The following is a 16113-nucleotide window of genomic DNA, read 5'->3' as shown; positions in this document are numbered from 1 at the left end:
AGCATTTTGAGGCTTTTTAACGTTTTAATGATGCACTAAAGGCTAACATTCGATCTAAAGGCATTTTGGCACGTTCAGCAAGTGCTGGGTCAACGTGTATTTCTTGATCACCTTTTTGTAAAACCTCTAAAATTCCATCAAGTTCATTCATGGCCATCCACGGACAATGTGCACATGAACGACAAGTTGCGCCCTCACCCGCTGTTGGGGCTTCAACCAGAATCTTATCTGGTACTGCTTGCTGCATTTTGTAGAAAATGCCACGGTCCGTTGCCACGATTAGACGTTGGTGTGGCAAAGTCTGTGCAGCTTTAATCAATTGAGAGGTACTACCCACTGCATCTGCAATTTCTACCACCGACTCTGGTGACTCAGGATGGACCAAGACAGCCGCATCTGGGTACAGTGCTTTCATGTTTGCAATGCCACGTGCACGGAATTCTTCATGCACAATACATGCGCCATCCCAAAGCAGCATATCAGCGCCGGTTTTCTTTTGAATATAACGGCCTAAGTGCTGATCTGGTGCCCAAATAATTTTTTCACCCAAGCTGTCTAGATGCTCAACAATTTCAACTGCGCAGCTTGAAGTCACGACCCAATCTGCACGAGCTTTAACAGCAGCCGATGTATTGGCATAAACAACTACGGTGTGATCAGGGTGCTGATCACAAAATGCCGTGAACTCATCGACTGGACAACCTAAGTCAAGTGAACAGGTTGCTTCAAGCGTCGGCATAAGAATCGTTTTTTCAGGAGACAGAATTTTTGCTGTTTCGCCCATAAACTTAACGCCAGCCACAACCAGTGTAGAGGCTGCATGATCTCGTCCAAAACGGGCCATTTCTAAAGAGTCAGAAACGCATCCACCTGTTTTTTCGGCAAGTTCTTGTACATCTGGATCGCAATAGTAGTGAGCAACAAGGACAGCATCACGTTTTTTGAGCTCTGCTTCGATCTGTGCAAACTTTTGTTGTTTTGCTTCTTCACTTAGGCGGTTGTCTTTTGGTTCACCTAAACGGTCTAAATGCGCTTGTACAATGTTTTTTGCATCGTTGGCAATTAAAGTCGCATCACTCATAAAACGTCTTCTCTATCCTTCATGCTGGCATACCTGCTCGCATATAACGTTACTGCTTAAACGATTTACTAAATTCAATCATTTAATATCAAAAGATCGGGCTAATAAAAAAGCCTCTTTGTCGAGGCTTGATTATAACTGAATATTTACGAACGGTAATCTGCATTAATCTTGACATAGTCGTAAGATAAGTCACACGTATATACCGTGTCTTTGGCTTGTCCGCGGCCTAAGTCAACACGAATGGTAATTTCGGTTTGTGCCATTACACGAGCACCTGCTTCTTCGGTATAGTCCTCGGCTGCACCACCATCTTTACAGATTTGCACGTCGTCTAACCATACCTGAATTTTAGACACGTCTAAGTCTTTCACTCCAGCATAGCCGATTGCAGCTAAAATACGTCCCCAGTTCGGATCAGATGCAAAAAGTGCAGTTTTAACAAGTGGTGAATGCGCAATACTATAAGCAATGTCACAACATTCTTGAGTATTTGCACCACCTTCAACAGCAACAGTAATAAACTTCGTCGCACCTTCTCCATCACGGACAATTAACTGTGCTAAACGGTTCATTACACGAGCAAGTACTTCTAACACTTTAGCGTAGCGTACATCGCTTTCCGATGTAATTTCAGCACCACCAGCCTGACCAGTTGCCACAAAAATACAAGAGTCATTTGTTGAGGTATCACCATCAATGGTAATACGGTTAAATGAATGCTCAACTGTAGTCTTTAATAGCTTTTGTACTAAATCACGGCGAATAGGCGCATCTGTTGCCACAAAGCTCAGCATAGTTGCCATGTTTGGACGGATCATCCCAGCGCCTTTACTAATACCGGTCATGGTATAAGTCATACCATCAAGCTCAAATTGTTCAGATGCGCCTTTTGGCACTGTGTCTGTTGTCATAATGCCAGATGCCGCATCACTCCATGCAGCGTCTTGTACGCTATTTAATGCAGGTTGTAAGCCAGCGAGTAAACGTTCCATCGGAAGCTGCTCACCAATCACGCCTGTTGAAAATGGAAGTACTTCGAAACTGTTAACGCCAGCAAGCTCCGCTAACTTTGCACAAGTATCCTGAGCATTTTTCAAACCTGTAGGACCAGTACCAGCATTGGCATTACCTGTATTAATCACTAAATAGCGCGGATTGCCTTGTGCAAGATGGGCTTTAGAGACATGAACAGGTGCCGCACAGAATGCATTTTGCGTAAATACACCTGCAACATTTGAACCTTCTGCAAATTCAAAAATGACTAGATCTCGTCGGTTTGGGTAACGTACATATGCTTCTGTTGAGCCAATTTTTACACCTTTTACCACATGCATTTGTGGCATTGTTACGTCACCGACAGCCATTTTTAAAACATCCAGAGTTTGTTATGAATAGATTAATATTTCAGAAAATAGCGAGGTTATAAAACACGCTTTATATGAAATATCAGAATTGACAGCTTATTAGAAAAGCCTGAAAAAATCGAGCGCTAAAAATAGCTTATTTTTGCTCTAATCTTAATAAAATATCTTTCTTATCAAGACCACCGGCAAAACCCACCAAAGCGCCACCCGCACCAATGACTCGGTGACAAGGTGCAATAATTGAAATCGGATTTTTGCCATTTGCAGCACCCACTGCTCGCACTGCTTTTTCATTTCCGATCTGAACGGCAATATCTTTATAACTTCTTGTTTCACCATACGGAATCGTCAGTAATGCCGCCCAGACCTGCTTTTGAAATGCAGTCCCTTCAAAATCTAGTGGTAATGTAAACTCACGGCGTTTGCCTTCAAAATATTCTTGTAATTGTTGTTCGGTCTTTAATAAAACTGGATGCTCAAGTTGTTCGACCAGCTCTGCCAGTCGAACACGTTTTGGATTTTCATTGTCCCAAAGTACTGCTACCAAAGCATTTTCATTCGCAACCAGCTTTAATTGCCCAACAGGCGAATTGATATACTTATAAGACAGCAACATACTTGATCCTCTTAGGATGGAGATGAAATTTTCATTAGAACCAGTCCAGATACAATCAGTACAGCGGCAATCATTCTCATCGCACCAATAGGCTCATGAAGAAAGAAAATACCAACTAAAAATGATCCAATTGCACCAATGCCTGTCCAAACCGTATAAGCAGTACCAAGGGGTAAAGTTTTCATTGAAATTGAAAGTAGAACTACACTCAAAATCATAAAAACTACGGTAATAATACTAGGTGTTAAGCGTGTAAAACCTTCAGACATTTTCATAGAATATGCCCAAATCACTTCAAATACACCTGCTAAAATTAAAATAGCCCAAGCCATAACATTCACTAATTTTTATAGTGTCAGGTCGTCCCGACATGATTACCCATTATGGGGGAGGTCGTTCCTCCAGTATGTGAAGACTCAGTTTACTTTAAAATAAAAAATGAAGGCAAACCCGAACTCAAGCTTGCCTCTATCAGAAAATATTATTCATTTTTTAACTGTAAAATTTTTCGTGCACTATTTAAAACGAACAAAACAATAATCAATCCAATAATTAAATCAGGATAACGAGAGCCTGTGATTGCAACCAGTATTCCCGCAATAATGACACCTAAGTTTACGATGACATCATTTGCAGAAAATATATAACTCGCCTTCATATGTGCCCCGCTCTCTTTATGGTCACTCATTAAGTAAAGACAACTAATGTTGGCTGCAAGCGCTAATCCCCCAATTAAAATCATTAAAATTGAAACTGGTTCACTGCCATATATAAAACGGCGCAGCACATCAATTAAAACGATTATGGCTAAACCAAATTGAAACCATCCGGAAAGATGCGCAGCCTTTAATTGAGCGTCGAGGTTTTTACCCACCACGAATAATGCAATACCATAAATTGCAGCATCGGCAAACATATCGAGCGAGTCAGCAATTAACCCTGTGGAGGAGGCAATGATGCCTGCCATTAACTCAATGACAAACATGACCCCATTAATGAGTAACAGCCATTGTAGTACCTGTTTTTGTGCTGCATTAGTTGAGGAACTTGATCGAACCTTTTTGGGTTTTTCAACAGGCTCATAATGTGGTTGGGTTTGTTGTAATTCGGCTCCTAAACCTAGACGTTGCAGGCACTGAGTAATCTTTTCGTCTTGAGTACTGTGATACACCGCTAAGTGGCGGGCGGGCAAATCAAAATAAAGTTCTTGAATATGTTCAGCATAAGAAGCTAAAGCCATTCGTACCATTTGTTCTTCGGCTGCACAATCCATACGGGGGATATGATAATAACTCACCCATTGGGTTTTATTTACCCTAGGTTCACTTGCCACAGAAAAGTCCTGAGCTGCTACATTTGAGCACCCACAGCTAGAACAGCTTTTATTTACATTTATTTGATTCTCTTGTTTTTCTAAAGCCATCTTTGCACCATAACTGACACAAAAAACAATGCCATCAGTATAAACCAATGGCATGTCATTAAGCTTACTTTTTGTTCGGCAATTAGAATTTTAGTGTTAACCCAGCTCCATAATACCAACCATGTTCTGAGTCGGTTTCAGTTTGCCAAGCGGTTTGTTTTAAACCTTTTTCATAACCATAACCGAAATCAACAAATGGCATTACCTTTTTATTGATTTCATAACGGGTTTGAAAGCCGGCTTGTAAACTCGACAGGCCTGTTTTAATGGCATAGCGAGATTCATCTTGTAAAACAACATCTGCATTTAAATAGGGCTTACCAATCAACTTTTGAGTAAAAAGCAAATCTCTTTCTGTCTCTAGGCTTAACTTCCATAACTGATCTTCACCTACATACAGATAAGCATCGGTTTCAAAAAAGTAAGGTGCCATGCCATGTAAGCCCACTACACCAGCCCAGCGATCTTGCTTTTCATTTTCTCTTTGCAAACGCTCGTAGTTTACACCAGCCTGTACATCCCAATAGTCAGCTATATTGCGGCTATAAAGTAATGAACCGCCATAATTAGCATCTTCTGACTCTGCTTTCTCAACGTGGGCTTTAATGAACAATTTATTTTCATCCGTTCCCACCCAGCTTTCCAATTCAGAAGAAAAACTGCTTTCACCCTCTTCATTTTGAGTCCAGCCAGTATCAATCTTTGTTGCTTGATAAACCTGTCCACCATGTTCGCGTAAATGATCGTGTGTTAAAGGTTCTTGAGCAAAAGCAAATACAGATATACCCGAGAAAGCACCGCAACATATCATTTGAGAAAATAACTTAGTGATGCGCATGACTAGCTCCTTTCTCATTTTCAGATTGAACAGTTGGCTGGGACTGAGCGGGTTGTTGTCCATCGTTGACTTGAGCAACAATTAATTTATTCATCATTCCAGCACTCATGTGATAGAGCAGATGGCAATGAATCGCCCATTCTCCCAAAGCATCGGCTGTCAATAACGCAGTAACGGTCTTTCCGGGTGGAACAATAATAGTATGTTTATTTGGTAAATTTTCAGCTTGTTGACCATTTTCCAATTGCATAAACATGCCATGTAAATGCATTGGATGAGCCATCATACTGTCATTCACAAACTTCAAGCGTATGCGTTCACCATACTTAACTTGTAGTGGTGTGGTATCACTAAATTTCTTACCATTAATGGTCCAGATATAACGCTCCATGTTGCCGCCTAAACGAATAACAAGCTCTCGTTCTGGCGCACGGGTATCTAGCTGAGGTGTTAAAGATTGCAAATCGCTATATTGCAGTGCCTTCATACCCGCTGGCGTTGAAGCATTTGCCCAGCCATAAACTGGTTCATCCTTTTTAGGCTTATTCTCAGATTGAGCAGGCATCTCATGATTCATATTCATTATAGCGTGGTCATGCTCGCTAGATGACATTGCCTGCATATCATGGTTCATTTCAGACATCGCTGACATATCATGCTTCATGTGCATCATGGAATGATCATGTTCGCCAGATGACATATTTTTCATGTCATGATCCATTTTCATCATTGTGTGATCATGATTAGCCTGACTCGTCTCTTTTTTCATTTCAGGCATGGCCGACATGTCATGTTGCATGTTCATTTGATGGCCAGCATGTTCATTACTTCCACCACCATGACTCATGCCCATATCATCCATGATCAATAAAGCACGTGGGCGTGGTGTTGGCATTTGGACTGGCCCCACAGCCTGCGTATTTTCATTGTGCAAAGTACCAATGGCAAAACCGCTACGGTCAATAGACTCTGCTTCAATCTGATAATTTGGCTGTTTAGGTTCCACAATGACATCGTAGGTTTCGGCTGTACCAATACGAAACTCATCAATTGCTACAGGTTTAACTGGCTGCCCGTCTGCGCTCACGACAGTCATTTTTAAATTTGGAATTCTGACATCAAAAAATGACATTGCCGATGCGTTAATAAATCGCAATCGAACCTTATCACCAGCTTTAAAATTAGCTGTCCAGTTTTGCTGAGGAGTCTTGCCGTTGACTAAGAAGGTATAGCCCGTCACATCAGACATATCGGTTTTTAACATCCGCATCTGATTCCACATTGAACGATCTTGCCAAGTTGCTTTTAAGCCCTGTGCTTTAACTTGCTTCCATACATCAGATACAGTTTCACGGCGGTTTTGATAATACTCAGCAGATTTCTTCAAATTCTTCATAATGCTATCGCTAGAAGAATCATGGAAATCTGAAAGCATCACTACATAATCACGATCAGTTTTTTCATGCGCCGCAACTGGTATTTTGCCTTTTGGGTAAATCACAAGCGGCCCATATAAACCGTCTTGCTCTTGGCCTTTACTATGGGCGTGATACCAATATGTGCCATTTTGTTTCACCTTAAAGCGGTAAACAAAGTCTCCGTTTGGCGCGATTCCTTTAAAATTATTAAAACCTGGCACACCATCCATTAATCCTGGCAGTAATAACCCATGCCAGTGTAAAGAGGTATCTTGATTCTTTAATTGGTTATGGACGTGAATAACAGCCTCATCCCCCTCTTCAAACTCAAGGAGTGGTGCTGTGAATTTTCCATTTACGGTAATTCGTTTAAGGGGTTTGCCCGTAACATTGACCTGTTGTTCATTAATATTAAGGTGATATTCCTTAATTGCCGCGAGAGTCCATGGTGAAACCAATAGACCAAATACAGCGACGAGGCTGCTAATCGTTTTATGAGACATTGCTTTAATCCTTTTAACTAAAAAAATAAGTAAGAAAGGATTAAGCTTTTGGTGGACGTAAGATTTCTTGCCAGTATCCGGCTAAATGCTGTGCCTGATAAATACTACTAAATTGAGATGGAATAGGAATAAATGATGATTCAATATCTGGTACAGCTTGCTGTAAAGCCAGATTTACCATCTGACAATGGACCGGATTACAGTCTTGGCAGTGTTCACCATGTTGGTGAGAAACCTGAGCCATAGATTGATGACACGTTGTCTGCTCATCAGCTTGAATATGCATAGAGTGATGTTTCATTTGCTCACTATGACACGGCATAGTATGAAGATCATGCTGCATAGGTGTCTGAGCAATAGACACACCACTCCACCCAATAACTAAAGTCATCAGGAACACAAACCAAGCATACTTGCGTAAGTGTTGCAGTGTCATCATTTATTGCCTTGAGCAATCTACTTATCTTAGTTGTTTAGCATAACTAAGTTTTAAATTAGATACAATTTTCCATCTTAGATGATTGTTATTGAGGTCATTAAGCAAATGGAGGTTGATGCTGAAGAACCAAATCAATTACCTGTAATGCACCTTCTTGCTCATTATTTGCAGTTGTGTAAGGAGCAACGGCTTTTAAGGCTTCAACTGCATTTTCGACTGCAAACCCATAACCTGCTGCTTTAATCATCTGGATATCATTATTGTTATCACCAATCGCAACGACTTGATCGGGTTGAACCTGCCATTTTTGCAATAATAGCTTCAAACCATGTGCTTTGTGCTGGTCCGGAAGAATCAAATCGATAAAATTAAAGCCACTTGAAACTGGTACTAGAACCTTATCTTTTACAAAACTTTGCTTCTGAAAATGCTCAAAAATCGTAAAACTTTCATTTTCCTGCGCAGTAAAAGTAATTTTACACACCAAGTCATCTAGTGCATAAAAGTCATCTATAACCGTCAGCTTTTCAAAATAGCGAGCGACTTTAGCATAATCTTCTGCATTCATACTGCTATGCACATAAGCACTCTGTTTTCCGCAGATCACCATTTTAGAGGTATACACTGGGTCAATCGCATTTAAAATCTCAATGAATTGCTCTTTGCTTAAATGAGCAAAAGCTAACTCTTGCCCCGCATCTACAACATGAGCACCATTTTCGGCAATAAAAGCAATCTCATGATTAATTTCTGGAAAATACGTAACAAGCTTTGCAAGCTGGTTACCACTAGCGACTACAAAACGGATATTATTTTGTTTTAGTTGTTCATACTGTTTTAAAAAACGTGCTTTGTTGTACTGCTTCTTAGAATTAAGAAAAGTCCCATCCATATCTACCGCTAAAATTTTTACTGTCATTAATGATCTAGGTCTCTTACTAAAATCTTATTAAATCAAATTTAGCTTTATTTTTCATGACACTTTTACAGTTTTCTATTCAATATATTTTAAAAAGTTTTACACAAGCCCTCTCGTTTTTTGCACAGGTTATTTTTTAGCAAAGCTTAATAAAAAAACAGATCCAAAAATATCCCTATAGAATAGAAAAAGAACGCCAAAGCGTTCTTTTTTCATACATTTTGCTTAGAGAATAAACGGTTGATCTGATTTTGTTTATTTTACCAACATCTTATCCATATGGTTATCAACACAGTTATCCATACAGTTATAAACAAAGTTATCCACAAGTTTACTCTCAGCTTAATATTCTTTTTTAAGCGTCTACACTACCGACTTTTGCAAGCTCTGCACGCATTTGATCAATCACAACTTTATAATCTGGTTGACCAAAAATTGCCGAGCCAGCAACGAACATATCTGCACCAGCTTCTGCAATTTCACGGATGTTTGCAGGACCAACACCACCGTCTACTTCTAAACGGATATCACGGCCACTTGCATCAATAATTTTACGCGCTTCACGTAATTTTTCTAAAGTCATTGGAATGAACTTTTGCCCACCAAAACCTGGATTTACACTCATTAATAAAATTTGGTCAACTTTATCAAGAACATAGTCTAGATAATGCAATGGTGTTGCTGGGTTAAAAACTAATCCTGCTTTAGCACCACCAGACTTAATAAGCTGTAATGAACGGTCAATGTGATGAGAAGCTTCTGGGTGAAACGTAATGATATCTGCGCCTGCTTCTAGGAAATCACCAATAATACGGTCAACTGGAGATACCATTAAATGCACGTCAACAGGAGCAGTAATTCCATAATTTTTTAAAGCCTTACACACACCTGCACCAAAAGTTAAATTTGGAACATAGTGATTATCCATCACATCAAAATGCACTACATCGGCACCTGCAGCTAACACTTTGTCTACATCTTCGCCTAAACGAGCAAAATCGGCAGATAAAATAGAAGGAGCAATCAAATAAGGCTTGGACATAGGTGGATGACCTGGCTAAAAATTTAAGGAGAGGCTAAAAATTATAACAAAAAAGAACCTACTTGGCCCGCTCTTCTTTGCTTAAATGACAACATTTCAAACTTGCAACGTAACGTTGCTACTATAGTATGCCAAGTGCCAAACGAATTTGTTAAGGTACATTAAACCAATGTGAGGATTGATAATGAAAAGCACAACTCATCTATTAACAAACGATGGAAAACGCATTGCAAAACGTCTAGTTAATCATTGGAAACATAAATTTGAAGTACAAGAAACTGAACAAGATTTTAAAATCTTAATGCCTACAGCAACTATTACGCTTGCGCCAGAAACAGAGCAGTTAAATGTTGCTATTGATAGCCAGTTAGATGACCATGACCACTTGGAAAAAGTTGTCCTTGATCATCTAAACCGTATGGCTCAACAAGAATTTCAGGTGGAATGGCAGCACTAATTATTCGCCAGCGACCTTTTCCAACTGGATTGCATGGAACTGCAAATGCTCATCCATAAAGGTCTGGATAAAATAATAGCCATGATCATAGCCAGCATGTTGTCTTAAAGTTAAAGGCTGTCCTGCCTTTAAACATGCTTGTTTAAATTTTTCAGGGTGAAGTTGTTCATAAAATTGATCATCTAACCCCTGATCCACCAAAATTTCATTAAATACCGCACCATTTTTTGAGACTAAAGCTGTGGCATCATGAGCCAACCAACTATCGCGGTCTGCACCTAAATAATGGCTGAATGCTTTTTCACCCCATGCACATTCAGTTGGCGCGCAAATCGGTGCAAATGCAGACACTGACTTAAACTTCTCAGGATATTTAAAAGCTAAAGTTAAGGCGCCATGTCCCCCCATCGAATGCCCAAAGATACCGACCTGTTGAGCATTTACTGGAAAACTTTTTAAAATAAGTGGATATAACTCATCGATTAAATAGCTTTCCATTTGATAATGCTCAGACCAAGGTGCTTCTGTGGCATTAATATAAAAGCCTGCGCCTTGACCTAAATCCCAATTGTCACCTACTGCAACTTGTCCACCACGAGGTGAAGTATCAGGTGTAATCAGTATAAGACTAAGCTGGGCAGCCATATGCTGTGCATGTGCCTTAATGGCAAAAGTTTCTTCAGTACATGTTAAACCCGCTAAGTAAAACAAAGTTGAGCAAGGTTTACCTTCTAAAGCAGCAGGTGGCAAATACACCCCAAACTTAGTAGAGCCTTTTAATAATTGAGAATCAAACTGATAAATGCGCTGCTCACCTTCAAAGCAGCGGTTTTTTTGCAGGAGTTGCATCGTTTTTAGCCTCTGTTTGTGTCTGAGCAATATTTACACTACCTGTATTTGGTTGAGGAAAAAGATATTTTTCCAACTGAGGTAGCATAAGTTCCATATTCTTACCAATCATCCATTGTGGCTCTGAAGGTTCTACACCTTGAGCTACTTCCCATTTGGTTACGGTTTGCTTAGCAGCATTAAATGAATCTTTCATAGAAGACTGCTCACGCATCGCTAAATCAAAGAAAGCTCGTCCAAAATAAGTATAGTCAGCTTCGTTATTACAACCGAACGAAGTTTTATCCGCAGCAGATGCCGTAATAATTAAAGTATCAGGTGACTGTAACGCCGGAATAAAACTTCCTGAGTAACAAGCAGAAATGACAATCACACGCCAACGTATCCCCGCTTTATCGAGCGTTTCACGTAACCATTTCGGATCGACTTGCCCCAAATCTAGAGGTGCATTTTCAATTTCAAAATGGTTTTGTTCACCGTGCGATGTCATATATAAAAATAACACATCACTATCACGGTTCATTTGCTGGCCCATACGGCGTAAGGCCAACTCTATACTGGTTTTAGATGCAATCGGGATTTCGGTTCGGGTATCCGGATTATTGACCAGCATCATTGAACGCCCGACTGTACCAAAACGCGTATCAAATTGTTCTTTAATACGAACCACTTCCGATTTAAAAACGTCTTGATAACTATCGCCTGCAACACCCAAGAAATACCAATGACTTTTAGCTAACTCACCATATTGAACTTGCTCTAAAGCATCATGAAGTAATTTACTTTGTGCATAAAAAGCATCTTCGGCAAAAGTAGGTGGAGAATCTTCCACTTTCCAAATAGGCTGATCTTTTACGGAAAGTTGCCAAACCACCATGGTCGCAATGGTCGCAACCATAACCAATGCCCGCTCCCACCAAGGCCACTTAAGCTCACGTGAGAACACCCAAATGACCGCCAAACTTTGCCACACAAAAAGTGCTACAAACAAACCTGGTAAAATACCGTTATAAATAGCATCCGGAATAAAGTTTAGATAACCATTAGATCCCAAATATTGAATTAAACACTGTATTAATAAAATATTGGTATCTAAAACCAACCACAATAAGGCTGGAACCAACATTAAACGCGGCTGATTAATACGCTGTGATAAGAAAATGCCAACAATAAGCGCAATAAAAGGCCAAAGTGCGTATCCAATTAGACCTTGTGAGTTGAAGTCGCCAATTTGACCGGCAACAAGCCAACTATAAAGTGAGTTGGTACACCCACCTAATATTCCCCAAACAATGAGCTGAAGAATAGAGGGATGTACGATCTGTAAGGAACGTCTTGACCCCAAAAATAACCACATTCCGGCAAGCTGGTTACTTTTAAAATCATGCCAAAAGTTAATGGAAGGTTTGAGATCAATCATAAAAAGGTTTCAAAAATTTCGTTTTTGTCAGGCACCATAAGTGTATGCCTGCTAAGAATTTTAGCAATCATGCTTTTGAACTATATCACATATATTTGTGCATTATTCAAGCAATAAAACTTAACCTTACATAAGCTTACTGAAAGTAAGCATCAAAACGACAAGCATCCCCCTGCCACTGATGGGCTGGCTCTTGATTTGCTAAAAAAATAGCATGTCGTGGACGCTTTACAATCACTCGCTTTGCAACTTTTTTGGCTAGCTCAAGCAAATGATCACCCAAATCCATTTCTCCATCTTCGGGTAAAAGTAAATGCAAAAGCTGCATCTGCTTTTTGACTTGGGCTTGTTTTTTAATTGCTTGTTGATTTTGATCGCGCTGTGGGAACATCGGGTCAAGGTAGACCACATCAACTGTTTTTGCCTGTTGATCTAATTGCTGTAAATAGCTTGCAGAGTCAGCGAAGATCAGTTGAATACGATCTATAAATTGGCTTAAAAATGGATCATGCTGTGCCTGATCTTTTGAATCTTCAAGTAAAGTAAATAAAATCGGATGGCGCTCAACAAGCTGGATTTGGGCTCCTAGATAAGCCATAAGTAAGCTGTCATGACCTAAGCCCGCTGTAGCATCGACCAGTACTGGCTTTTCACCTAACTGACAAGCACGAGCAATCATTTCCGATTTAAGACTTGCTCGTTTTAAACGCGGAATTTCAGCTTTCCAGTCAGGCTGCATTTTCATGCCGTTAGCAGATAACCAAAGTCCGTTTTCATCTACACAAAGAGCCAAGTCAGGGTTTAAACGTAAAAAACGGGCATTGAGTTTTTCAATAGGCTGTAAATCGACAGTCACGCCTCTAGAATGAAGCACAGCTTGGTAGTGCTGTGCTTGTTCTTGAAAATCTACTTCAAAATATATGTGCATGCGCAGTGCCTTTAATTTGCTTTACCCTGATCCGCAATTTTTTTCCATGCATCATCACGCAAGTAAACTGGTAAAGCATGTTCAGCATCAACCCACTGTTTTTGCGCTGCATACACAAGTGCAATCGAAGCAATGTCTTGTGCAGTGGCAGTGATTGTTTGATGTTCTGCATCAGTTTGAAGAAGCTTAGCACCCGAACCGATTAAGCAATGCTTTGCATAGGCAGCCGCTTGCTCGTAGTTCATTAATTTTTCTTCATCTATACACTGCATGATGCCTCGCTCATCTAGAACAAAACTTGCAATGTAAACTTCATTCATACGTGCATCGAGTACCGCAGTCACCTGTTCTAAACCTTCAAGTCGGTAAGCCGCTTGTGCAAGAGCTTGTAAGGTAGAAACGGGAACCACAGGTAAATCTTGTGACCAAGCTAAAGCCTGAGCAACAGCAGCATTAATTCGAACACCACTAAAAGAACCGGGCCCTCGACTAAAGGCAATTGCATCCAAACCAGCTACGTTAAGTCCGGTTTGCTGTAACCCTTGCTCAATCATTGGCAAAATGGTCTGGGTTTGTGCTTTCGCTCGCGTATCGAGTTGGAAAAAGAGTTCTTGGGTTTCATCGATTAATGAAATGGAACATTGCTCGTTTGCAGTTTCCAACGCCAGCAGTTTCATGCACAACCTTAGTATTCAATCAGATTAAAAACAGAAGTTATGATACCCCACTCGGCTCTGATAGGCGAGTTGTTCCTATCTAAATAAAAATGCCAAGCTGGTGCTTGGCATAGAAAATATCTCACTAAAATTTTAAAAGTAGAATTCTTTCAAATCGGCATAGCTTTTAAAGTGTTCAGCATAATGTAGTGCGCTCAAGCGTATTTTTGCTGCGCCTTCTTCATCTAAAGTTTTTACAATTTTGCCAGGTGAGCCCATTACCACTGAGTTATCTGGAATCACTTTACCTTCCGGTATTAAAGCATTCGCACCAATAATACAGTTCTTACCAATCACAGCTCGATTTAAAATGACAGCATTCATACCAATCAAACTGTTATCGCCAATCGTACAACCATGCAACATGACTTTATGTCCAACAGTGACATATTCGCCAATATTTAGCTCAAGGCCCGCATCAGTATGTAATACCGAATTTTCTTGAATATTAGAAAAATTACCAATCCGAACGACACAATTATCGGCACGCACTACAGCACCAAACCAAATACTGACCTGACGGCCTAGTTCTACTTGTCCAATAAGCGTTGCGGTTGGAGCAACCCAACCATCCCATGGCTCATGTAAGGCTTTTGGATGCTGCCCTTGATAGCTATACATCATAATTTATCAGTCCTGATCTTTATTTTTTATGAGAAAATTTTGGCATTCCAAACGTTGGTGCATTCAGTAGAAATGGCCATTCTTTTTGGTAGCCTAAACCATATTTAAATAAGGCAATTAACATTCGCGCTGTGAGACCCCAAATAATTTCATTATCAATCTGCAAGCTTGGGAAGTATAAAGATTGATGAGCATATCGCACTTCATATGGCGTCGGACGCGTCTCTATAAGTTGCTGTAAAGGCACAAAGAAAATTCGATCAATTTCGGTGGGCTGAGGAATTAAAGTTACCTCAGGAGGAATAAGCCCAACAATCGGTTTTACAGACAAACCACTTCTTGCACGTTGCATCGGCAAATCGCCTAGCAACTGCACATCAAACGGATTTAAAGCCGTCTCTTCTTGAGCTTCTCTTAGCGCTACAACAATATTACTAGTATCACTAGGGTCACGCTTGCCACCAGGAAAAGAAACTTCCCCCGCATGGTTGTTCATATGTATTGAACGGCGTGTAAGCAGTACCTTAGGATTATTTTCATTCGTAATCGCAATAAGTACCGCAGCTTGTGCTTCTTGTATGCGGGTGGAAAAGCGCAATCTTTGCTGTAACTTTTGTGTTAGCAAGTGCTCTTCCATACCATTCACCTATTATTCTGTCTCTCTTTGCATCATATCTGAAAATCAAACTTAGGGAATAGAGTTGATGCGTAAGTCTAAAAATTCAGTTATGCTGAGGCATCTCTATACTCGATGATAATTATGAGTTTCTGTGTAGCGTGTGGGCATAAAACCGAACAAAAAATTCCTTTAGGTGATCATAAAGTACGCCGTGTTTGTACTCATTGTGGAAATATTCACTATGAAAACCCCAAAGTAATCTGCGGTGCCTTAGCGTTATGGGAAGACAAAGTATTACTTTGTCGTCGCGCGATTGAACCTCGTTATGGCTTATGGACTTTGCCTGCGGGTTATATGGAATTGTTCGAAACTATGGAACAAGGTGCGGCGCGTGAAACTCGTGAAGAGGCAGAAGCCGAGATTGAAATAGAACAACTTTATTGCATGTACAATAGAGGTGGTCCCACATGTTTGAACAACTAAAAGCTTATTTATAAGTGATACTCTGCTCTAGTTAAGCTACCTTATTTTGTTGTGGTAGCTGGTCATAGTAAAACTCATCTGGAGTCATTTTGTCCAGACTCGAATGAGGTCGTTTCAAATTATAAAATTCAAAATATGCGTTTAATTGCTTCTTCGCATCCAAAACATTGCTGTAGGCTTTGAGATACACCTCTTCATATTTAACGCTCCGCCATAATCGTTCAACCATCACATTATCAACCCATCGACCTTTACCATCCATGCTGATTTGGATGTCATTTGATTTCAATACATCAATAAATGCATCACTGGTAAACTGACTGCCTTGGTCTGTATTAAATATTTCAGGTCGACCATATTTTTCAATAGCT

Annotated in this window: 18 protein-coding genes and 1 pseudogene; 2 read left to right on the top strand and 17 right to left on the bottom strand. The window is 40.1% G+C overall.

The features are described from left to right. Positions 1–16 precede the first annotated feature (16 nt). From nadA to rpe, 10 genes are all read right to left on the bottom strand, one after another. Positions 17–1081 carry a quinolinate synthase NadA gene (gene nadA, locus MKL62_RS00615; RefSeq protein ID WP_001278262.1) on the bottom strand — a complete coding sequence of 355 codons (1065 nt, stop codon included), beginning with the start codon at positions 1079–1081 and terminating at the stop codon, positions 17–19. A gap of 146 nt (positions 1082–1227) precedes the next feature. Continuing rightward, on the bottom strand, positions 1228–2448 hold the full coding sequence (gene argJ / locus MKL62_RS00610; RefSeq protein WP_005129596.1) for a bifunctional glutamate N-acetyltransferase/amino-acid acetyltransferase ArgJ: 1221 nt from the start codon (positions 2446–2448) through the stop codon (positions 1228–1230). 136 nt (positions 2449–2584) lie between these two features. Beyond that, complete coding sequence (locus MKL62_RS00605) at positions 2585–3064, bottom strand: methylated-DNA--[protein]-cysteine S-methyltransferase (RefSeq protein WP_000927479.1); 480 nt, start codon at positions 3062–3064, stop codon at positions 2585–2587. Positions 3065–3075: 11 nt separating this feature from the next. Further along, positions 3076–3396: a DMT family transporter gene (locus MKL62_RS00600; RefSeq protein ID WP_000312237.1), complete on the bottom strand. Its 321-nt coding sequence runs from the start codon at positions 3394–3396 to the stop codon at positions 3076–3078. Between the two features lie 149 nt (positions 3397–3545). Further along, complete coding sequence (locus MKL62_RS00595) at positions 3546–4541, bottom strand: cation efflux transmembrane domain-containing protein (RefSeq protein ID WP_001131889.1); 996 nt, start codon at positions 4539–4541, stop codon at positions 3546–3548. 28 nt (positions 4542–4569) lie between these two features. Further along, positions 4570–5325 carry a copper resistance protein B gene (locus MKL62_RS00590; RefSeq protein WP_005129598.1) on the bottom strand — a complete coding sequence of 252 codons (756 nt, stop codon included), beginning with the start codon at positions 5323–5325 and terminating at the stop codon, positions 4570–4572. Further along, entirely contained in the window at positions 5312–7246 is a 1935-nt protein-coding gene (locus MKL62_RS00585) for a copper resistance system multicopper oxidase (RefSeq protein ID WP_005129600.1), read from the bottom strand. The genes MKL62_RS00590 and MKL62_RS00585 overlap by 14 nt, the downstream gene beginning before the upstream one ends. Positions 7247–7286: 40 nt before the next feature. Further along, positions 7287–7682 carry a hypothetical protein gene (locus MKL62_RS00580; RefSeq protein WP_000174928.1) on the bottom strand — a complete coding sequence of 132 codons (396 nt, stop codon included), beginning with the start codon at positions 7680–7682 and terminating at the stop codon, positions 7287–7289. A 100-nt stretch (positions 7683–7782) separates the two neighbouring features. After that, positions 7783–8604, bottom strand: coding sequence for a Cof-type HAD-IIB family hydrolase (locus MKL62_RS00575; protein WP_000216413.1), 822 nt, complete (start codon positions 8602–8604; stop codon positions 7783–7785). Positions 8605–8959: 355 nt separating this feature from the next. Further along, on the bottom strand, positions 8960–9646 hold the full coding sequence (gene rpe / locus MKL62_RS00570; protein WP_000043044.1) for a ribulose-phosphate 3-epimerase: 687 nt from the start codon (positions 9644–9646) through the stop codon (positions 8960–8962). Between the two features lie 184 nt (positions 9647–9830). On the opposite strand from rpe, the gene MKL62_RS00565 reads away from it, so the two are divergent. After that, the gene (locus tag MKL62_RS00565; RefSeq protein ID WP_000843452.1) at positions 9831–10103 is read left to right on the top strand and encodes a DUF2218 domain-containing protein; all 273 of its coding nucleotides are present in this window, start codon (positions 9831–9833) and stop codon (positions 10101–10103) included. On the opposite strand, the gene fghA is transcribed toward MKL62_RS00565, so the two are convergent. From fghA to MKL62_RS00535, 6 genes are all read right to left on the bottom strand, one after another. Then, positions 10104–10952, bottom strand: coding sequence for an S-formylglutathione hydrolase (gene fghA / locus MKL62_RS00560; protein WP_005129602.1), 849 nt, complete (start codon positions 10950–10952; stop codon positions 10104–10106). Further along, positions 10921–12372 carry a C13 family peptidase gene (locus tag MKL62_RS00555; protein ID WP_000566251.1) on the bottom strand — a complete coding sequence of 484 codons (1452 nt, stop codon included), beginning with the start codon at positions 12370–12372 and terminating at the stop codon, positions 10921–10923. Before MKL62_RS00555 ends, fghA begins: the two co-directional genes overlap by 32 nt. Positions 12373–12508: 136 nt before the next feature. Further along, a complete protein-coding gene (locus MKL62_RS00550) occupies positions 12509–13300 on the bottom strand; it encodes a class I SAM-dependent methyltransferase (protein WP_005129611.1) in 792 nt (263 codons plus the stop codon). Positions 13301–13311: 11 nt separating this feature from the next. Continuing rightward, on the bottom strand, positions 13312–13977 hold the full coding sequence (gene tsaB, locus MKL62_RS00545; protein ID WP_005129612.1) for a tRNA (adenosine(37)-N6)-threonylcarbamoyltransferase complex dimerization subunit type 1 TsaB: 666 nt from the start codon (positions 13975–13977) through the stop codon (positions 13312–13314). Between the two features lie 132 nt (positions 13978–14109). Further along, on the bottom strand, positions 14110–14637 hold the full coding sequence (locus tag MKL62_RS00540; protein ID WP_086223200.1) for a gamma carbonic anhydrase family protein: 528 nt from the start codon (positions 14635–14637) through the stop codon (positions 14110–14112). 22 nt (positions 14638–14659) lie between these two features. Beyond that, a complete protein-coding gene (locus tag MKL62_RS00535; protein WP_002000136.1) occupies positions 14660–15286 on the bottom strand; it encodes a CoA pyrophosphatase in 627 nt (208 codons plus the stop codon). Positions 15287–15400: 114 nt separating this feature from the next. On the opposite strand from MKL62_RS00535, the pseudogene MKL62_RS00530 reads away from it, so the two are divergent. Further along, positions 15401–15712: pseudogene (locus tag MKL62_RS00530) on the top strand (NUDIX hydrolase); the annotation flags it as partial. Between the two features lie 61 nt (positions 15713–15773). Here the strand turns inward: MKL62_RS00530 and MKL62_RS00525 are convergent. After that, positions 15774–16113: integrase core domain-containing protein (locus MKL62_RS00525; protein ID WP_031559337.1), on the bottom strand; the 340-nt coding region annotated here is incomplete at its 5' end.

The organism is Acinetobacter sp. AOR01_HL (genome assembly GCF_027855455.1).
GTDB lineage: Bacteria > Pseudomonadota > Gammaproteobacteria > Pseudomonadales > Moraxellaceae > Acinetobacter > Acinetobacter baumannii.
Note: the sequence above shows the minus strand (reverse complement) of the source record. Positions and strands in the feature narration are given on the sequence as shown.